This window comes from Acetobacter ghanensis, assembly GCF_001499675.1.
GTDB classification, from domain to species: Bacteria; Pseudomonadota; Alphaproteobacteria; order Acetobacterales; family Acetobacteraceae; genus Acetobacter; species Acetobacter ghanensis.
In genome coordinates this window covers 2,306,729-2,325,134 of sequence record NZ_LN609302.1, presented here as the reverse complement: position 1 = coordinate 2,325,134, position 18,406 = coordinate 2,306,729, and the positions used below count along the sequence as shown (strand labels likewise).

At 59.0% G+C, this 18,406-nt stretch carries 17 protein-coding genes and 1 pseudogene; 8 read left to right on the top strand and 10 right to left on the bottom strand.

The window, feature by feature from the left end; genetic code table 11:
- Positions 1-37 precede the first annotated feature (37 nt).
- Both recO and parC read left to right on the top strand, forming a co-directional pair.
- Positions 38-796: a DNA repair protein RecO gene (gene recO / locus AGA_RS10825; protein ID WP_059024836.1), complete on the top strand. Its 759-nt coding sequence runs from the start codon at positions 38-40 to the stop codon at positions 794-796.
- 84 nt (positions 797-880) lie between these two features.
- The gene (parC, locus tag AGA_RS10820; protein WP_059024308.1) at positions 881-3,091 is read left to right on the top strand and encodes a DNA topoisomerase IV subunit A; all 2,211 of its coding nucleotides are present in this window, start codon (positions 881-883) and stop codon (positions 3,089-3,091) included.
- Positions 3,092-3,153: 62 nt separating this feature from the next.
- Here parC and AGA_RS10815 read toward each other — a convergent pair whose 3' ends face one another.
- Together AGA_RS10815 and hemB are read right to left on the bottom strand one after the other, a co-directional pair.
- A complete protein-coding gene (locus tag AGA_RS10815; RefSeq protein WP_059024307.1) occupies positions 3,154-3,927 on the bottom strand; it encodes an arginyltransferase in 774 nt (257 codons plus the stop codon).
- A gap of 75 nt (positions 3,928-4,002) precedes the next feature.
- Entirely contained in the window at positions 4,003-5,007 is a 1,005-nt protein-coding gene (gene hemB, locus AGA_RS10810) for a porphobilinogen synthase (RefSeq protein ID WP_059024306.1), read from the bottom strand.
- 483 nt (positions 5,008-5,490) lie between these two features.
- Here hemB and glyA point away from each other — a divergent pair.
- Positions 5,491-6,779 (top strand): annotated as a pseudogene (gene glyA, locus AGA_RS10805) (serine hydroxymethyltransferase).
- Between the two features lie 117 nt (positions 6,780-6,896).
- Here the strand turns inward: glyA and AGA_RS10800 are convergent.
- The 3 genes from AGA_RS10800 to AGA_RS14330 all read right to left on the bottom strand — a co-directional run bounded on the left by AGA_RS10800 (position 6,897) and on the right by AGA_RS14330 (position 9,417).
- Positions 6,897-7,928 (bottom strand): M14 family metallopeptidase, encoded by a 1,032-nt coding sequence (locus AGA_RS10800; protein WP_059024305.1) that lies wholly within the window; start codon positions 7,926-7,928, stop codon positions 6,897-6,899.
- A gap of 186 nt (positions 7,929-8,114) precedes the next feature.
- Complete coding sequence (locus AGA_RS14215) at positions 8,115-8,954, bottom strand: helicase-related protein (protein WP_269448053.1); 840 nt, start codon at positions 8,952-8,954, stop codon at positions 8,115-8,117.
- A gap of 13 nt (positions 8,955-8,967) precedes the next feature.
- Positions 8,968-9,417 carry a DEAD/DEAH box helicase gene (locus AGA_RS14330; protein ID WP_269448042.1) on the bottom strand — a complete coding sequence of 150 codons (450 nt, stop codon included), beginning with the start codon at positions 9,415-9,417 and terminating at the stop codon, positions 8,968-8,970.
- 49 nt (positions 9,418-9,466) lie between these two features.
- On the opposite strand from AGA_RS14330, the gene AGA_RS10790 reads away from it, so the two are divergent.
- The gene (locus AGA_RS10790; protein WP_059024835.1) at positions 9,467-10,498 is read left to right on the top strand and encodes a mitochondrial fission ELM1 family protein; all 1,032 of its coding nucleotides are present in this window, start codon (positions 9,467-9,469) and stop codon (positions 10,496-10,498) included.
- Positions 10,499-10,554: 56 nt separating this feature from the next.
- On the opposite strand, the gene AGA_RS10785 is transcribed toward AGA_RS10790, so the two are convergent.
- From AGA_RS10785 to serB, 4 genes are all read right to left on the bottom strand, one after another.
- Entirely contained in the window at positions 10,555-11,769 is a 1,215-nt protein-coding gene (locus tag AGA_RS10785; protein WP_083503625.1) for an MFS transporter, read from the bottom strand.
- Between the two features lie 14 nt (positions 11,770-11,783).
- Positions 11,784-12,050 (bottom strand): metal-sensing transcriptional repressor, encoded by a 267-nt coding sequence (locus AGA_RS10780; RefSeq protein WP_059024304.1) that lies wholly within the window; start codon positions 12,048-12,050, stop codon positions 11,784-11,786.
- 67 nt (positions 12,051-12,117) lie between these two features.
- Positions 12,118-12,312: a hypothetical protein gene (locus tag AGA_RS10775; RefSeq protein WP_059024303.1), complete on the bottom strand. Its 195-nt coding sequence runs from the start codon at positions 12,310-12,312 to the stop codon at positions 12,118-12,120.
- A gap of 42 nt (positions 12,313-12,354) precedes the next feature.
- On the bottom strand, positions 12,355-13,242 hold the full coding sequence (gene serB, locus AGA_RS10770) for a phosphoserine phosphatase SerB (protein ID WP_059024302.1): 888 nt from the start codon (positions 13,240-13,242) through the stop codon (positions 12,355-12,357).
- Positions 13,243-13,272: 30 nt separating this feature from the next.
- Between serB and miaA the strand changes: the two genes are divergently transcribed.
- From miaA to ilvC, 4 genes are all read left to right on the top strand, one after another.
- Positions 13,273-14,301 (top strand): tRNA (adenosine(37)-N6)-dimethylallyltransferase MiaA, encoded by a 1,029-nt coding sequence (gene miaA / locus AGA_RS10765; protein WP_059024301.1) that lies wholly within the window; start codon positions 13,273-13,275, stop codon positions 14,299-14,301.
- 39 nt (positions 14,302-14,340) lie between these two features.
- Positions 14,341-16,155, top strand: a complete 1,815-nt coding sequence (gene ilvB / locus AGA_RS10760) for a biosynthetic-type acetolactate synthase large subunit (RefSeq protein WP_059024300.1) — start codon at positions 14,341-14,343, stop codon at positions 16,153-16,155.
- Positions 16,156-16,218: 63 nt separating this feature from the next.
- Entirely contained in the window at positions 16,219-16,737 is a 519-nt protein-coding gene (gene ilvN, locus AGA_RS10755) for an acetolactate synthase small subunit (protein ID WP_083503692.1), read from the top strand.
- A gap of 61 nt (positions 16,738-16,798) precedes the next feature.
- The gene (ilvC, locus tag AGA_RS10750) at positions 16,799-17,818 is read left to right on the top strand and encodes a ketol-acid reductoisomerase (protein WP_059024834.1); all 1,020 of its coding nucleotides are present in this window, start codon (positions 16,799-16,801) and stop codon (positions 17,816-17,818) included.
- Between the two features lie 117 nt (positions 17,819-17,935).
- Here the strand turns inward: ilvC and AGA_RS10745 are convergent, their stop codons facing one another.
- Positions 17,936-18,268, bottom strand: a complete 333-nt coding sequence (locus tag AGA_RS10745) for a metal-sensitive transcriptional regulator (protein ID WP_059024299.1) — start codon at positions 18,266-18,268, stop codon at positions 17,936-17,938.
- Positions 18,269-18,406: the final 138 nt, after the last annotated feature.

Below are 18,406 nucleotides of genomic sequence, written 5' to 3'. Positions count from 1 at the left end.
TCGGACCTTTTGCATGTTGAACAAGGGCGGGACTTCTCTGGAAAGGGAGGCTCCCGCCCTTGTTGTTTTTGCGGGTCCGCAGGGTGAGACGGGTGCGCGCGTCCATATGCTGACCGAGGACGACGGGCTTGTACGGGCGTTGGCCTATGGCGGTGCCAGCCGGGCAGGTCGGGCGCTATGGCAGCCGGGCAATGTGGTGAAGGCCCGTTTTGTGCAGCGGAATGACAGCGCGCCCCGCCGTGTGTCGGGCGAGGTGCTGTATGGATGTGCCGCCCGTATTCTGAGTATGCCGCTGGCTTTGGCCATGATGCAGTCTGCCTGTGTGCTGGCAGATGCCACCTTGCCGGAAGGTGAGCCATGCCCGTCTTTTTTTGGCGCAACCGTCAAACTTCTCTCCTTTATTGGGTATGACCCGGACGTTGCGGAGCAGACGGGGCTTCCCAATTATATTGAGTGGGAACTGGCCCTGCTGAACGTGCTCGGTTTTGGGCTTGATCTGAGCGCATGTGCCGTAACCGGGCAGACGCATGGGCTTGCCTATGTCTCCCCCCGTACAGGACGTGCGGTGAGTGAGGAGGGGGCGGGGGAATGGAAGGACCGGCTGTTGCCATTGCCAGCCTTCCTATGTGACCCCACACAGGCCAGCGGTTGGAAGGACTGGTTGAATGGCCTCCGGCTGAGTGGGTATTTTCTGGCGCGAGATGCGTTTGGGCAGAGGCATTTGCCCTTACCTGCTGCCCGGCAAAGGCTTCTGGCCCGTGTGGAAAAGCTGGTGGCAGAGCAGAACTCGGCATGATGTGCGCACCAAGGCTGGCACAACCGCGCATGTAGCGGTATGTCTGGGCCGTAACACATCGCACCGTTTTTTCTGGGGCCGAGCATGAACGAGACATTTGAAGGTCATATTGAGGAGACAAAACTGGCAGATGCGCTCAGTGAGCGTTATCTGGCCTATGCTTTGTCCACCATCATGTCGCGCTCGCTGCCAGATGTGCGGGACGGGCTTAAGCCTGTACACAGGCGGCTGGTTTACGCCATGCACCAGCTCAAGCTGGACCCTGCCTCGGGTTTTAAAAAATGCGCGCGTGTGGTGGGGGACGTTATTGGTAAGTTCCACCCTCACGGCGATGCCTCTGTTTACGAAGCACTGGTGCGTCTGGCGCAGGAATTTGCCGCCCGTTATCCGTTGGTGGAAGGGCAGGGCAATTTTGGCTCGATCGACGGTGATAACGCCGCTGCCATGCGGTACACGGAGGCCCGCCTGACGGAAGTGGCCGTGGCCCTGCTGGACGGGATTGAGAGCGATGCAGTGGATTTTCGCCCCACCTATGATGGTGAGGAGCAGGAACCTATTGTGTTGCCAGCGGCTTTTCCCAACCTTCTGGCTAACGGTGCGGCAGGTATCGCCGTGGGGATGGCAACGAGCATCCCGCCCCATAACGCGGCGGAAGTGTGTGCCGCGGCGGCTTTGCTGGCGCGTAAACCAGCCTCTACCACGCAGGACCTGCTGGCCCTTATGCCGGGCCCGGATTTTCCTACAGGCGGGCTGATCGTGGAGGATGCCTCGGCCATTTTGCAGGCTTACGAAACGGGGCGTGGGGGCTTCCGTATGCGTGCGCGGTGGGCCGTGGAGCAGGGGCGGTTTGGCACATGGCACATTGTGGTGTCGGAAATACCGTATCAGGTTCAGAAGTCGCGCCTGATTGAGCAGGTGGCCGATCTGCTGGAGCAGAAAAAACTCCCGCTTCTGGGGGACATCCGGGATGAAAGTACAGATGAAATCCGGCTGATTCTGGAACCCAAAACACGTGGCATTGAGCCGGAAGTGCTGATGGAGACCCTGTTCAGGGCTACCTCGCTGGAAAGCCGCTTCCCCCTGAACATGAACGTGCTTGGAGCCGACCGCTCGCCCGGTGTTATGGGGCTTAAGCAGGTATTGCAGGCATGGCTGGACCACCGGCACGAGGTGCTGGAACGCCGCAGCCGTTACCGGTTGGCCGCCGTGGAAAAACGGCTGGAAATTCTTGCAGGTTTTCTGATCGTTTACCTTAATCTGGATGAGGTCATTCGCATTATCCGTGAGGAAGACGACGCCAAGGCCAGCCTGATGGCAACGTTTGGTTTGACCGATATGCAGGCAGAGTCTGTGCTGAACATGCGGTTGCGCAGCTTGCGCCGCCTTGAGGAAATGGAAATCCGCAAGGAGCATGATGCACTTTCGGCCGAAAAAGCCGGACTACTCGCCCTGCTGGGGGATGAAAAACTGCGCTGGAAGCAGATCGGGCAAGAACTGGATAAAATGGTCAAGGTGTTTGGTAAGGGGCGTGTTGGCCCCCGGCGCAGCACCATTCTGGCCGCTCCCAAACCCGTCGATATTTCAGTTGTGGAAACAGTGGAGCGTGAACCCCTGACCATGATCCTGTCCCAGAAGGGGTGGGTCCGTGCGGTTAAGGGCCATAACGTTGATCTGGATAACCAGAAGTTCAAGGAAGGTGATGGCCTCAAACTGGCCATTCCCTGCCAGAGTACGGACCGGCTGTGCTTTTTTGCAACCGATGGCCGGGCCTTTACGGTTAAAGGGGCGGACCTGCCGCGCGGGCGTGGTGATGGCCAGCCTGTGCGCCTGCTGATTGACCTGTCTAACGATGAGGAATTGCTGGCGGTGTTTGTGCTGGAGGAAGGCGGCAAACGCCTTATTGCCTCCAGTGCTGGACGCGGCATGGTGGTGGAGGATGACTCTCTGGTGGCGGAAAAGCGGTCTGGCCGTCAGGTGCTTAACCTTAAGGGAGAGGAATCCGCCCAACTGTGTATTCCCGCGCAGGGCGACCACGTGGCAGTGCTGGGTGATAACCGACGGTTCCTGATTTTCCCGCTTGATCAGCTTCCGGTTATGACGCGTGGCCTTGGTGTGGCATTGCAGAAATATCCGGATGGGGACAAGTTGCGGCAGGCCGTTGTGTTTACAGCGGCGGAAGGGCTGGTCTGGCCGGGTACGGTGCGTTGCCGCGCCATGGCGGATTTGCAGGACTGGCTGGGCAAGCGTGCGGCCGTTGGCAAGCTGGCTCCCACATGGGCGAACAAAAAGGGCTAAGCCCTTTTGGCTTGTGGTGGCCGGTTTACGGCTTGATTTTATGCAGGAACAGGTGCGGCAGGCTAGAACAACGGAGCCTCGGGGAAGAGCTCAGCCCGGTCAGTGTTGATTGGCTGAGACAGGTCCAGTGCCTGCCATGTATCCTGCCGCAGGATTTCCGCCGGGCGGAAGCTGCTTTTATAGGCCATTTTGGGGCTGCCCGGAATCCAGTAGCCCAAATACAGGTAAGGACGGCGTAGCAGGTAAGTCTGCCGCACCAGAAAAAGAACAACATAGCTCCCCAGTGACCGGGCAGGCAGTTGGGGGTCATAAAAGCTGTACACGGCCGAAAGCCCATCATCCAACGTGTCGGTCAGGCTAACGGCAACCAGCTTTTGGTCTGGTGTGCGGAATTCGATGATCTGGGTATCGACCGTGGTTTCTTCAACCATAATCCGGTAATCACGCGGGCCCATGCTCGCCATTTCACCGTCCGCATGGCGGGTGTTCAGGTAATGGCGGAACAGCGTGTACTGTTCGCCCGTTGCGGTCGGGGGGAGCAGGGTGGCGGTCAGATCGGTGTTGCGGTTCCATACCCGCCTCTGGGTGCGGCTGGGCGTAAAATCCGCAACGGGCAGGCGGATAGGAATGCAGGCCGAACATCCCTCGCACAGAGGCGCGTAAGCCAGAGTGTGACTGCGACGGAAACCTGCGCAGGACAGGCGGCTATGCAGGCTGTCTGCATCGGGGACGGCCAGATCAGCCAAAATCTTGCGTTCCATGCGCCCACCCAGATAGGGGCATGGTTGTGGGGTTGTGGTATAAAAAAACTGCGGGTTCCGCAGCGGAGATGTCATGGTCGGCAATCCCGGATGCACGGCGGGCCAGCCAGAGCCAGCCCGCTTATGCCCGGCATGGGCCAGGCTTGGTGGTTACAGGCCCGACCGTTCGCGGATATGCTGCGCGGCTTCAATGGCAAAATACGTGAGTACGCCATTGGCGCCAGCACGGCGGAAGGCCATCAGGCTTTCCATTATGGCGCGGTCGCGGTCTAGCCAGCCATTGTTGATGGCTGCCATCAACATCGCATATTCTCCCGAGACCTGATACGCAAAAGTCGGCACGCTGAACGTATCTTTTACGCGGCGGATAATGTCCAAGTAGGGCATGCCGGGTTTGACCATAACCATATCGGCCCCTTCGGCTATGTCCATCTCCACTTCGCGCAGGGCCTCGTCGCTATTGGCGGGGTCCATCTGGTAGGTCTTTTTGTCCCCTTTGAGCAGACCGCCAGAACCCAACGCATCGCGGAACGGGCCATAGAAGGCGGAGGCATACTTGGCGGCGTAGGACATGATCCGGGTATTAACCAGACCATTAACATCCAGATCCTGCCGGATGGTGCCAATGCGGCCATCCATCATGTCGGACGGGGCAATAATATCCACCCCGGCCAAGGCCTGATTGACGGCCTGTTGGGACAGGATCTGAACGGAGGCTTCGTTCACCACGTAGCCATCTTCAATGACGCCATCGTGGCCGTGGCAGGTGTAGGGGTCTAGCGCCACATCCCCGATCAGGGCCATGTCGGGGAATTCTTTTTTGAGCAACCGGGCTGCACGGCACATCAGGTTGTCCGGGTTCAGGGCTTCTGTCCCCGTTTCATCCCGTGCTTCAGCCGGAGTAATGGGGAACAGGGCAAGCGCGGGAATACCGAGCTTGGCGGCAGGTTCCACATGCTTTGCAAGCCGGTCGAGCGTCACACGGTGCGCGCCGGGCATGGAGGACACTTCGGTTGTGGTGTCTGTGCCTTCCATGAAAAAAATCGGCCAGATCAGGTTGCTGATGCCCAGTGAGGTTTCGGCAACCAGGCGGCGTGTCGCATCGTCATACCGGTTGCGGCGCGGGCGGGCCAAAGGGAAACGACCAGCCATCATGGGCGGGATCTCCTTGCACGATGTCTGCCATGGGGTCGGTTTCTGGCCCGGTTAATGGCAGAACAAACAGGGGTGAATAAGACGGGCGGAAGTATGCGCTCCTGCCCATGTTATGCAACCCCGGTGCAGCAAAGATCAGCTCCGCGCGGGCAAGTTGGGGCGGTGGCGCGCAAATTTACAGGCGGCCGATACTGGCCCAACTGCGGGCCAAGGTTTAAATCCTGCGTTGTTTGCAGTTTATCCGGCGGCGGGCTGTGTGTAAAAGCGGAGGACATCAAGGGGCAGGGTTCTGCCTTGTTGAATTTTTTCTCCTGTCAGGCGGGCGTGGAACAGGGTAAGAGACCATCCAGTGCTTCTGTCTGCTATATAACAGGCCTTGCGCATAGTCTGACCAGAGTATGCTGGGCCTGTAACGATTGACCGCCATCTGCCGCCCGGCAGGCATGTTGCCAAACGACAGTTTGATTTTGAGGGAACACCCGAATGAGCCACACGGATCTGGACCGTTTTTTTCATGCGCCCCTGACCCAGACGGATCCGGACGTTGCGTCCGCCATTGCCGCCGAGCTGACCCGCCAGCAGGATGGCATTGAGCTGATCGCCAGCGAAAACATGGCCTCCGAGGCCGTTTTGCAGGCACAGGGCAGTGTGCTGACCAACAAATACGCCGAAGGCTACCCCGGCCGCCGCTATTATGGTGGCTGCGTGGAAGTGGACAAGGTGGAAACCCTGGCCATCGAACGTGCCAAAACCCTGTTTGGTGCAGCTTTTGCCAACGTGCAGCCGCATTCGGGCGCAAACGCCAATCAGGCCGCGTTCATGGCTATGGGCAAGCCGGGTGACACCGTTCTGGGCATGAGCCTTGCTGCTGGTGGCCATCTGACCCACGGTGCCGCCCCCAACTATTCTGGCAAGTGGTTCAATGCCGTGCAGTATGGCGTACGCCAGCAGGACGGTGTTCTGGACTACGAGCAGATGGAAGCGCTGGCGCGTGAGCACAAGCCGTCCATCATTGTGGCTGGTGGTTCTGCTTACCCGCGGATCATCGACTTTGCCCGTTTCCGCCGTATTGCGGATGAAGTGGGCGCGCTGCTGATGGTGGATATGGCGCATTTTGCCGGTCTGGTGGCTGCTGGCCTGTACCCCAACCGCTGGAATATGCAGACATCGTCACCTCCACCACGCATAAAACCCTGCGTGGCCCCCGTGGCGGTCTGATCCTGACCAACGGCGAAGCACTGGCCAAGAAGATCAACTCCGCCGTGTTCCCCGGCCTGCAGGGTGGCCCGCTCATGCATGTTATTGCTGGCAAGGCCGTGGCGTTTGGTGAAGCCCTGCGCCCCGAGTTTAAAGAATACCAGAAAGCAGTGCAGAAGAACGCCGCCGTTCTGGCCGAAGTGCTGGTCGAGCGTGGGTTTGATATTGTGACGGGTGGCACGGATTCCCATCTGCTGCTCGTTGACCTGCGCCCCAAAAAGGTGACCGGTAAGGCTGCTGAACAGGCGCTGGAACGTGCGGGTATTACTGCCAACAAGAACGCCATTCCGTTTGACCCGGAAAAACCTGCCATCACCTCAGGTGTGCGTCTGGGCAGCCCGGCTGCAACGGCGCGCGGCTTCCGTGAGGAAGAATTCCGTCAGGTTGGTGAAATGATTGACGAAGTGCTGACCGCACTGGCCGCTTCTGGCGGTGAGGGTGATGCCGCAGTCGAAAAAGCAGTGCATGAACGGGTTAAAGCCCTGTGCGCGCGCTTCCCCATTTATTCGCGTTAATCCGCGTTTTTATTGGGTGACCCTAAAAAGGGCGTGGGAGATAACTCCCGCGCCCTTTTTTTGTCAGTTCGGGGGCGTTTCATCGGACTTTAAACGACGCTGAACCTCTGGGTAGTTTTACAGAACGCGCGCCAGTCGCACGGCTGTGTGCCCACGGCGGGGGCGCAGGTTAGGAATGACCAACATGCAGTTGTTATATGGGGTGCGGATTTCATCCATCCCATCAATGGCAATCAGGGTTCCTGCATGTTCAATAATGTCCCCTCCCATAAAGGAGCGGATAAAGGCAAAGCCTGCGGTTTGTGCCACTACGCAGTCAGTCACCATGGCATGAACGCAACTGTGCGTGGGAGCAGGAACAGGCAAAGGCGGAATCATGCCGTGCTGGGCCAGAAAGATGCGGGCCGTAAGCAGGCTTTGTTCGGTGGCGGAGCGGGTCCAGTGTTGCCCTGCTTCCAGCAGGCAGGCGCGGGCAGTGCCTGTAGGGTCGGAAAACCGCTCATAATCAATGAGTCGCGGTCCTGCAGGGTGCCCCTGATCCAGCACAACTTGCGGAGGTTTGGCCTGTCCGCAGGCTAGCGTATTCGCCATAAGCAGGTTGCGTTCTGCCATGCTGGTCAGCAGCAGTGTGGCGGAGGGCCATGTCATGCTGTGCAGGTCCAGCAGTACATCCACCGTGTCGATCACGGGCAGCAGTTCACGCACCCGGCGCATTTCCACCGATGAATGTGCAGAGCGGATCAACTCAGGCATCCACAGCCTGTTCATATCCTCTTCAACAAAGCGGAACTGGGAGGGGCGGCGTGGGTCAAACGCTGCATAGGCTTCCAGATTGAGGAAGATAAGGCTTAGTCGACCAAGCGTTGGCTGGAGTGGAGTAGCCAGAATTTGCGCAAGGGCATGGGCTCCGGCGTATTCGTTCCCATGCATCAGCGCAGTTACGGCAATGTGTGGGCCGGGTTTATGGCTTTCAAAATGATGCACCCCTCTGATGCCACAATTACCCTGCACCCATTGTGTCAGGTCCGGTGGCGGTGCCTCTGGTGCGGCATGGGGCAGAGCCGGGAGGGGAGGCGGCAGAACTTCCGACAAGGTGCGAAAGCGGTAAGTGCTTTTGCCACTGTGCTGGCGTTTGGAGGCACAGCTCATGGCTGGCCCGGTGCATTATTGCGGGGCGTTGCGTTTAAAGCGCGGCAGAATGGGTGAGGAGGGAAAGAACTGCACCACATACTGCCGAGTATGGTTCGGGTTGCGTTTGGCTGCAATCCCTCCCATGCCATGCGCGTTGACCGGAGGGCAGGTTACGGCATGGCCTGCCCCGGTCGAGGTGTGTGCTTATGCGCGGGCTGGTCGGGTGCGTGGCTTATCCTGCCGGGGGGCGGTTGGTGTAGCGGACGGCAGAGCCTGCTCCATGCTTAATACACGGAGTTTGACCTGTGCGCCCACTTCCACCTGCCGCAAACGTTTGCGCTCGGCGCCGGAGCAAAGGGTCAGGGCAGATCCTTTTTTGCCCGCACGCCCCGTACGGCCAATGCGGTGCAGGTAGGTTTCGGGCTGTTCGGGCACATCGTAATTGATGACCTGCGTGACGGAGGCAATATCCAGCCCACGTGCGGCCACATCGGTTGCGACCAGAATAAACAGACGGCCCGCGCCAAAACTGGCCACTGTGCTGGTACGTTTGTCCTGCGTCAGGTCTCCGTGCAGGGGGGCCACGGCCAGACGTGCTTTTTTAAGCGTGGCTGCCAGAGTATCCGCCTCGGCCTTGGTGCGCACAAAAACGATGCTGCGTGTTTTGGGGCTCCGGCCAAAAAAGGTTTTGAGGAAAGCGATTTTCTGGTCGTCTTCCAAAAACAGAACGCCTTGGCGGATGGCGGGGCGTTCCTCCGGCGGCTTTTCCACGCTGAGTTCAATCGGCTTATGCACAATGCTGGCCAGCATGGTTTTGCAGGCGGCTGGCATGGTGGCGGAAAAAGCCAGTGTCTGCCGTGGTGTGGGCAGGTAGTTGAGGATGGTCCGCGTTTCCTCCTCAAACTCGTGCGTGAACAGGCGATCGCATTCGTCCATGACCAGTTGAAAACAGTCGGACAGGTCACACGTGCCTGTACCAATAAAGTCCAGCAGGCGGCCGGGTGTGGCAATGAGAATACGGGGGTACCCGCTGGTATGGGTCAGTTCAATGGCCTGCTCATCCCGGTCCGCGCCGCCAAAAGGCAGATAATGGGCAGACGGGGGGCTTTGGAACTGGTCTGTTTTTACCAGTCTCCCCCATACATGTTTTAAAAACCTTGGCCGTTTGCAGCACCAGCTCACGCGTGGGGACCATAACCAGCAGCGTGCGGGGTTTGCGGGCCTTGAGCAGCCTGTGCAGCATGGGCAGCACGTAAGCAGCCGCTTTGCCTGTGCCGGTGGGGGCTGTGGCCAGAATGTCCCGCCCGGCCAGTGCGGCGGGTATGGCAGCAAGCTGGATGGGGGTCGGTTCTGCCATACCTGCCTGTTGTGCGTTGGCGCAAAGGGCTGGGGACAGACCCGTCTCCTTGAAGCTAGCGGACATACTGTTGCCTTTCTCGTGGTCTGGAATGCGTACAAGGTGCCTTGCTTTTAAAGGCAATCCGGTTGCAAGGACAAAGCGGACCATGCAAAGCGCGTGGTTGCAGAGGCCGATGTGTAGCGGAGGAATGCGCGTTATGGCGAGCGCAATGTATGCAGGTGCGCAAACTGGTTCAAACCCTCAGGAGGTTTTTACCAACACGGCACCCCATGCTTTTGTTGTGGGGGAGAATTTTGCCGGTATGCGCTCGCAGGCATTGGGGCTGGCCCATCGTGCTGGATGGGACGGGACTTTCCAGCCCGTGTGCCCCAGCCGTGTTGCGCGTGTGGTGCTGGCTGGGCCTCGCTGGCTTGGGCGTCCCTGCCTGCGTGGTAGCAGCGGGCAGACGCTGGAGTCCCACGCCGATCTTTTGCGTTCGGATGTTGTTATCAGCATTGGCGGTAAGGGTGGCGCCATTGGGGCAGCCCTGCGCTCCACCTCTCGCCCCGTGGTGCAGATACAGAATCCACGTCAGTCTCTCTCCCGCTTTGATCTGATTATTGCCTGCCGTCATGATGATATTTCCGGCCCCAATGTGTTGCTGGGTCGTACCGCGTTGCACGGTCTGACGCAGGAGCAGCTGGAACATGCCAAGCAGGCATGGGAGCCACGGCTTGCCCATTTGCCCCGTCCGCTGGTGGCCGCACTGGTTGGGGGGTCCAACGGGCGTTTTCATCTTGGGGAGGCGGAAGCCCGCAGACTGGCCAATGTGCTGGTGCAAACGCGGCAGGCCGAGGGCGGAAGCCTGATTGTAACGGCCTCCCGCCGTACAGACCCGCAGGCGTTGGCTGCCCTTAAGCAGATTATAGAACCCGCAGGCGGTTTTGTGTGGGATGGGGAAGGGGATAACCCCTATATCGGGCTGATTGCCTGTGCCGATAATCTGCTTGTCACCATTGATAGCGTGTCCATGATGTCCGAATCCGTGGCCGGTCATGCGCCTGTCACGGTTTTTCCGCTGCCGGGTAAATCCCGCCGGATTCAAGAATTTGTGGAAGAGCTGGAACTGGCCGGGCGTGTGCGTGTGCTGGGTGAGGATGCCACCCGCCTGCCTGCACCGTGGTTTGTAACCCCGCTTGATGACACGCCCGAACTGGTTGGCGAAATGCACAACAGGCTGGGTTTTTAAGTAACACCAACACGTTACAGGCTTGCCCTCCTATTGGGCTGCCTAATGGGCCATGCTCAGGCGGAGGGGATGTCGGCTGGGGCATCTGCCGGGTCATGCGCCGGCCAGATGCGGAGGGCCAGTAAAGAGGCCATGACGGTTAGTGCACATAACCCACCCGCAGCAATGGGCAGGCCGAATGTGGCCCCCAAGCTACCCGCCAGCGGGTAAGCCAGCAGCCAACACCCATGAGAGAGTGAAAACTGGGCCGCAAACAGGGCAGGTCGGTCTTCCGGTGCGCCAGAGCGGCGTAGCAGACGCCCCGATGGTGTTTGTGCAACCGAGTAACCAACGCCCAGCAATGCCCACAGTGGTAGCAGCCAGCCATAGCTGGGCAACCATATGGCCATAAATGCCCCGGCGCATAGGAGTGTGGCGCCTGCCAGCATAACAGTGCGGTCGGCAATACACGCCAGCATACATGGCAGGCCAAGTGCCGCCGCTACGGACCCAGCGCCAAAGCAGGCTAGTGCCAGAGCTGTAGCGCTTTGCCCCAATCCAAAATGACCCTGCACGTAAACAACGGTATTCACCAGCACAATGGAAGCCGCAGCCGCAACGGCCAGATCAATAGCCAGCAGGCCACGGAGCCGAGGCGTTGCAAGGTACAGACGAATGCCGCGTGTTGTCCGTTCGTAAACACCACGGTGAGGCGCTTTGCGGGCGCTGGGCAGGCGTACGGACACCACAAGGGCTGCGGAGCACAAAAAGCCAATAGCCGTGCCCACAAACAGAACATGAAAAGACATAACCCCTAACAGAGCCGCAGCCAGCAGCGGGCTGAGAACACTCTCCGTGTCATACGCTATGCGGGAGAGGGAAAGGGCATCCGTGTAGTCCTGCTCATCGGGCAGAATATCGGGAATGGTGGCTTGGAATGTGGGGGTAAACGCAGCAGAGGCGGATTGCAGCACAAAGATAAGAACGTAAATTTCCCACGCTGTGTTCACAAAGGGCAGGCAGGCCGCAACAAGGCAGCGCACAAGGTCCAGCAGCACCAGCATCATGCGGCGCGGTAGGAGGTCCGCAAAGGCGGCCGCCAATGGGGCTACCCCCACATAGGCTAGCATTTTTATGGCCAGTGCAGTTCCCAGCACCGCACCTGCGTGCTCTCCGGCTACTTGGAAGGCCAGCAGCCCCAAGGCTACGGTGGCCAGGCCTGTTCCTGTCAGGGCAACAACCTGTGCGCCAAACAGGTGGCGGTAGGTCCGGTGGTGCAGCACACGCAGCATGAAGCGTTCCGCCGTTAGAGGTATTTGGTTAGGGAGGAGAAGGCCTTCAGGGCGTCCTCGCGGCTCATTTCACCCGCTGCAATGGCGTCTATGATGCAGTGTTCAAGGTGGTCCTGAACCAGCATCCGCTTGGATTTGCGGAGTGTGCTTTCCACGGCCTCAAGCTGTTGCGCCAGATCCGAGCAGCTTCGGCCCTCGTCTATCATGGCAATAACTTTTGCAAGGTGCCCATGTGCCTGTTGCAGGCGCTGCCGGATAAGGGGATGTGATGCGTGAACCATAAGCCAGACCCTACCCTGAGGGGGAGGGGTGCGCAACGCAAAAGACAACCCGGAGACTAGGAGAGACCTAGATCCAGATGCTGCCCAAAAGCAGGATTGTGCCAACAATGAGCGCCGCTACGTGCCGCATAACGTGCTCTGGCGTGTCCTGCGGCAGGGTGAGGTAGAAGTTGAAGCAGTAAAGCACCAGCCCTGCACCCAGCAGAACGCAGATGACGCGCACGATGGGGTAGGTTGAAATATCCCGTGGGTCAAACTGCATGGTGTTTTACTTCCTTCCGTGCGGTCCAGTCCGGTGTGCGGTTTATGCGCTAACAAAAGCAGACGCGGGATAACCCTGCATGAACAATGCGGTGCGGAGCGAGGTGAGGTTGATCTGTGCCGACACCGCCTGCCGTACAACCGGTTTGGCGTGGAAGGCAATGCCAAGGCCTGCCGCACGCAGCATGGGCAGGTCATTTGCGCCATCGCCAATGGCCAGCGTTGCGGTGTTTTCCAACCCGTGGTGGGTGGTCAGCTTTTGCAATAGTTCCAGCTTGGTCTGTGCGCCCAGAATAGGCAGGCCGGGTGCGCCGGTCAGGTGTCCGGTGCTGTCTGCCAGCAGGGTGTTGGCATGGTTTTCCTCAAACCCGCAAAGTGCGGCCACGCGGGAGGTGAAGAAGGTAAAGCCACCAGAGACGAGCGCCGTATAAGCCCCATGTGCACGCATGGTGCGTACAAGCTCTACTGCGCCGGGGTTCAGGCGGACGTCCTGCCACGCTTTTTCCAGCAGGCTCAGAGGCAAGCCCTTGAGCAGGGCCACGCGCTCACGCAGGGAGGTGGCAAAATCCAGCTCACCATTCATGGAGCGGGCGGTAATGGCGGCAACCTTGTCCCCGATTCCCGCCAGCGCTGCCAGATCATCCAACGTTTCATTGGCGACAATGGTGCTGTCCATGTCCGAGACCAGCAGCTTTTTACGGCGGCCTTCCGCTGGAGTCAGAATGGCGTCAAACTTGCCGCCAAGCTGGTCGTGTAGCTGGGGCAGCACAGTGCGCGCGCTGGCCGGGCATGGAATATCCACCGCCTCTCCGGGAGAGAGGATTACGGCCTCACCATTGGCGCGGATTACGTCCCGCGCGAGGGAGAGGGTGGCGGTATCGAGTGTTGTCGCCTCACGGGGGGCAACAAGGGTCAGAACAAGGCTCGTCATGGCACTTGGGTGTGTGGCAGGAATACGGGCATGAAGCAAGCCGAACACCCAGACGCCTCCCATGCAGGCCGCCTGTCCGCCCCATATCCGCCAGCCCTTGTTATTGCGGGACCAACCTGCTCGGGCAAATCCGCGTTAGCGCTCAGGCTGGCGCAGGCGTTGAATGGCATCATTATTAACGCGGATTCCATGCAGGTTTATCGGGAGCTGCGCGTGTTGACGGCCCGCCCCGATGCGCGGGATGAGGCACTGGTACCGCACAGGCTCTACGGTGTGCTGCCTGCTGCGCAAAAAGGTAGTGTGGCGTGGTGGCGCGAGCAGGCTCTGGCAGCCATGCAGGAGGCGTGGAACACAGGCCGCCTGCCTATACTGTGTGGTGGCACAGGCATGTATATGCGCGCCCTGACAGATGGACTCGCCCAGATTCCCGAATGTGCGGAGCCTATCCGGCAGGAGGCGCGGGCCCTTGTTGCGGTGGAAGGTGCGCCTGCGGTCCATGCCCGGCTTATGGTGGTGGACCCGCAAACGGCAGCGCGGCTTAAACCAGTAGATTCGCAGCGGGTGGCACGGGCGTGGGAGGTGTGGCGGGCTACTGGCCACGGGTTGGACTGGTGGCAGGCGCAGCCCGGCCTCCCACCGGCTCCGTGCCGTTTTGTGGCAGTGCGGTTGCATCCCCCCCGGGCAGACCTGCGTACGCGCATAGCCGCGCGGTTTTCCGCCATGCTGGAGCAGGGTGCGGTGGAGGAGGTGCGTGCTCTGTTACAACAGAATCTGGACCCGGACCTGCCAGCCATGCGGGCCCACGGTGTGCCCGAACTGGCCGCCATGTTGCGGGGGGAAATGACGGAGGCAGAAGCCGCAGCCCACGCCATTGCCGCCACAGGGCGTTACACCAAGCGGCAGGCAACGTGGTTTGCACACCATCCGCTTACTGCGGAGGGGCTGACCAGCATAGTTAATGCCTGTTTTTCTGATTTCGAGCAATTTTCGGAAAGAAAATATGATGAAATTGTTTCTTTTATTCTAATGGGGATTGACGCCTCCCATATCGGGCCCTAAACAGGCCGCCTGCTCCCAATTCCGGGAAGAGAGGACGCTATGACACGCTATACTGGCTCGACCACACTGGACGCTCAGACAACCGCAACCCTGCCGGGTGCGGAAGTGCTTCTGCGCGCATTGGTCGAACAGGGCGTGGAGGTTATTTTTGGCTACCCCGGTGGCGCTGTCCTTCCCATTTATGATGCCCTGTTCAAGCAGAACCACATCCGCCATGTGCTGGTGCGGCACGAGCAGGCAGCTGTGCATGCGGCAGAAGCCTATGCCCGTTCTACCGGTAAGGTTGGTGTGGTGCTGGTAACCAGTGGTCCGGGGGCCACCAATGCGGTGACCGGCCTGCTGGACGCCATGATGGATTCCATCCCGCTGGTCTGCCTGTCCGGGCAGGTGCCAACAGCCCTGATCGGGAATGACGCGTTTCAGGAAGCGGATACAACGGGCATTACCCGCCCGGTCACCAAATACAATTATCTGGTGCGCAAGCCCGAAGATCTGGCGCCTGCGGTGCACGAGGCCTTTGCCATTGCCCGCTCTGGTCGCCCCGGCCCAGTGCTGATTGATCTGCCTAAGAATATAACGGTGGGGGATGCGCCCTATACGGATGCAAAATCCGTTACCCCGCGCACGACCCGCATGACTTCTGAGCCGGACCGTGCCGCCATTGCCCGTGCTGTGGCCGCTATGAAGAATGGCAAACGCCCGCTGTTTTATACGGGGGGTGGGGTTATCAACTCCGGCCCGCAGGCTAGCGAGAACCTGCGCAAGCTGGTGGAGCTGACCGGGTTCCCCATTACTTCCACGCTTATGGGGCTTGGCGCTTTTCCCGGAACGGACGGGCGCTTCCTCGGTATGCTGGGTATGCACGGCACGTACGAAGCCAATCTGGCAACCCACGACTGCGATGTGCTGATTGCGCTGGGGAGCCGGTTTGATGACCGGGTAACCGGGCGGCTGGATGCGTTCTCTCCCAATTCTTTTAAAATTCATGTCGATATTGATCCTTCCCAGATCAACAAGATCGTGCATGTGAACGAAGGCATTGTGGGCGACGTTGGCCAGATTATTGGCATGATGATTGAAGAGTGGGAAAAGCAGCCCGCCTATGCCCATAAAGCCGATCTGGATGCCTGGTGGGCACAGATTGAAGGGTGGCGTGCACTGGACTGCCTGCGCTTTAAGCAGGATCAGGCGCCAGATGCGGTTATCAAGCCGCAGCAGGCCATCCAGCGTGTTTATGAACTGGCACGCCAGACCGGGCGGGACACCTATGTTTCCACCGAGGTGGGGCAACATCAGATGTGGGCGGCGCAGTTCTTTCGGTTTGATGAACCCAACCGCTGGCTGACATCGGGCGGGCTGGGCACCATGGGGTATGGTCTGCCTGCTGCCGTTGGTGCACAGGTTGCACACCCGGATGCGCTGGTGCTGGATATTGCGGGCGAAGCCTCAACCCTGATGAACATTCAGGAACTGGGGACCATTGCGCAGTACCGTCTGCCGGTTAAAATCTTCATCATCAATAACCACTACATGGGCATGGTGCGCCAGTGGCAGGAACTACTGCACGGTTCCCGTTATTCGGAAAGCTACAGTGATGCTCTGCCGGACTTTGTAAAGCTGGCCGAAAGTTTTCATGCAACCGGCCTGCGTGTGACCCGTCTGGACCAGTTGGATGCGACCATCCGTCAGGCGCTGGAGCATGATGGTCCGGTTATTGTGGATATCTGCGTGGCAGAAGGTGAAAACTGCTTCCCCATGATTCCGTCCGGGGCGGCCCATAACCAGATGATCCTTGGTCCGGAGCAGGAAGAAAGCGGGGCGACGATCAGCAAGGAAGGGCAGATGCTGGTTTAACCGGTCTGTTCTGTTTCTGATTTCTGTCTTGTCCATTCTGCTTTGATTGCGAGAAACATGAATATGCAGGTCGAAGTTTCCGGTTCCGCTGTTATTTCCCTTCTGGTTGATAACGAGAGCGGGGCTCTTGCCCGTATTGTGGAGCTGTTCTCGGGCCGTGGTTACAACATCCAGAGCCTGACGGTGGCTCCGGTGGATGAACACGGCCAGACCTCCCGCGTTAACATCGTGACCACGGGCACGCAGTCTTCCATCCGGCAGGTTAAAACGCAGCTTGAGCGGCTTGTGCCCGTCTCGCGCGTGGTGAACCTGACGGCGGAAGGGCCATACGTTGCGCGGGAAATGGCTCTGGTCAAAGTTGTGTCTTCGGGGGAGCCAAGGACGGAAGCCCTGCGTATAGCACAGGCATTCCGGGCACGGGCGGTGGATACAACCGCCAGTTCCTTTGTGTTTGAACTGACCGGCTCTACAGACAAGCTGGACAGTTTTATTGAGCTGATGCGCCCGCTCGGGCTGGTTGAGGTGTCCCGCACCGGGGTTGCCTCCATTTGCCGTGGGCCGCAGACAATTCAGAACTTCTGAAGTATAGCAGGCAGCAACGCCGGGGAGTGACTCCGGCAACAGGGAGAAAAGTATAATGGCTATGCGCGTGTATTATGATCGTGACGCCGACGTTAACCTGATCAAGTCCAAAAAGGTGGCCGTTATCGGTTACGGCAGCCAGGGCCATGCCCATGCCAACAACCTGAAGGACAGCGGTGTTTCTGAAGTTGTGATCGGCCTGCGCGAAGGTTCTGCCGCAGCAGAAAAAGCCCGCAATGCTGGCTTTACGGTTATGACGCCCGACAAAGCTGCTGCCTGGGCAGACGTTGTTATGGTGCTGACCCCCGACGAAGGTCAGGGCGCACTGTACAAAGAATCTCTGGAAAAGAACCTGAAGCAGGGTGCTGCTCTGGCTTTTGCTCATGGTCTGTCCATCCACTTCCGCCTGATCGAAGCCCGCCCTGATCTGGACGTGTTCCTGATCGCGCCTAAAGGCCCCGGCCACACCGTGCGTTCCGAATACCAGCGTGGCGGCGGCGTGCCCTGCCTGGTGGCTATTGCACAGGACAAGTCCGGCAAGGCTCTGGACATTGCTCTGTCCTACGCATCCGCCATTGGTGGTGGCCGTGCAGGCACGATCGAAACGTCCTTCAAGGAAGAAGTCGAAACCGATCTGTTTGGTGAACAGGCCGTGCTTTGCGGTGGTCTGGTCGAACTGATCCGCGCTGGCTTTGAAACGCTGGTTGAAGGCGGTTACGCCCCGGAAATGGCATACTTTGAATGCCTGCACGAAATGAAGCTGATCGTGGACCTGATCTACGAAGGCGGCATTGCCAACATGAACTACTCCATCTCCAACACCGCTGAGTATGGTGAGTATGTGTCTGGCCCGCGCGTGATCACGGCGGAAAGCAAGAAGGCCATGAAGGACATCCTGACGGACATCCAGAACGGCACCTTCGTGCGCAACTTCGTGCTGGAAAACAAGTCCGGCAACGTGTTCTTCAAGGCTACCCGTGCACGTAACGATGCCCACCAGATTGAAGCCGTTGGCGAAAAACTGCGTGGCATGATGCCCTGGATCGCTAAGTCCCGTCTGGTTGACAAAACCAAGAACTAAGACTGCGACCCTTACGGGTTTTCGTATTCAAAAAAGGCTCCTCCACACTGTGTGGGGGAGCCTTTTTTATTGTCTGTGTGGTTGGCAGTATGCGGCCAGCCGGGTGTTTTGGGGTGCTTACTTTATCATTTTGCGAATAACGCCCATGAGTTCTTCCAGCGCATCCTCTCCGCCATTTTCCGCTACGGCTGTGCGTACACAACCTTTGGCGTGCGAAGTCAGGATTTGAATACTCACCCCATCCAATGCGGATTTGACGGCGGAAAGCTGGGTTAGAATATCCACGCAGTAGCGGTCATCCTGCACCATGTTGAGAATACCGCCAATTTGCCCTTCAATCCGTTTGAGGCGGTTGATCAGGGCTGTTTTGTCTGGTTGCGTAACGTGCCGCTCCCTGCTGGCAGGTGCGCTGGGTGTGCAGGCGTGGCAACCGGGTTTGTCTGTGGACATGGGGCATTCTGCTGGTTGTTTTAAAAACAGGGCGGCGTAAGGGGGAAGGGCTGGTGCCGTGCCGTGTAAGGCTCGGCTCCAGCCCGTGGTTATCTTGCCGTCTGTGTAGAATGCCTGACCGTTGGACGCAAAAGTTAT

What these genes read in the sequence shown, in the direction of transcription:
- parC (WP_059024308.1), top strand. Translation starts at nt 881, where the DNA reads ATGAACGAGACATTTGAAGGTCATATTGAGGAGACAAAACTGGCAGAT.
- AGA_RS10815 (WP_059024307.1), bottom strand. Translation starts at nt 3,927, where the DNA reads ATGACATCTCCGCTGCGGAACCCGCAGTTTTTTTATACCACAACCCCA.
- hemB (WP_059024306.1), bottom strand. Translation starts at nt 5,007, where the DNA reads ATGATGGCTGGTCGTTTCCCTTTGGCCCGCCCGCGCCGCAACCGGTAT.
- AGA_RS10800 (WP_059024305.1), bottom strand. Translation starts at nt 7,928, where the DNA reads ATGAGCTGTGCCTCCAAACGCCAGCACAGTGGCAAAAGCACTTACCGC.
- AGA_RS14330 (WP_269448042.1), bottom strand. Translation starts at nt 9,417, where the DNA reads ATGGTCCGCTTTGTCCTTGCAACCGGATTGCCTTTAAAAGCAAGGCAC.
- AGA_RS10790 (WP_059024835.1), top strand. Translation starts at nt 9,467, where the DNA reads ATGGCGAGCGCAATGTATGCAGGTGCGCAAACTGGTTCAAACCCTCAG.
- AGA_RS10785 (WP_083503625.1), bottom strand. Translation starts at nt 11,769, where the DNA reads ATGCTGCGTGTGCTGCACCACCGGACCTACCGCCACCTGTTTGGCGCA.
- AGA_RS10780 (WP_059024304.1), bottom strand. Translation starts at nt 12,050, where the DNA reads ATGGTTCACGCATCACATCCCCTTATCCGGCAGCGCCTGCAACAGGCA.
- AGA_RS10775 (WP_059024303.1), bottom strand. Translation starts at nt 12,312, where the DNA reads ATGCAGTTTGACCCACGGGATATTTCAACCTACCCCATCGTGCGCGTC.
- serB (WP_059024302.1), bottom strand. Translation starts at nt 13,242, where the DNA reads ATGACGAGCCTTGTTCTGACCCTTGTTGCCCCCCGTGAGGCGACAACA.
- miaA (WP_059024301.1), top strand. Translation starts at nt 13,273, where the DNA reads ATGAAGCAAGCCGAACACCCAGACGCCTCCCATGCAGGCCGCCTGTCC.
- ilvB (WP_059024300.1), top strand. Translation starts at nt 14,341, where the DNA reads ATGACACGCTATACTGGCTCGACCACACTGGACGCTCAGACAACCGCA.
- ilvN (WP_083503692.1), top strand. Translation starts at nt 16,219, where the DNA reads ATGCAGGTCGAAGTTTCCGGTTCCGCTGTTATTTCCCTTCTGGTTGAT.
- ilvC (WP_059024834.1), top strand. Translation starts at nt 16,799, where the DNA reads ATGCGCGTGTATTATGATCGTGACGCCGACGTTAACCTGATCAAGTCC.
- AGA_RS10745 (WP_059024299.1), bottom strand. Translation starts at nt 18,268, where the DNA reads ATGTCCACAGACAAACCCGGTTGCCACGCCTGCACACCCAGCGCACCT.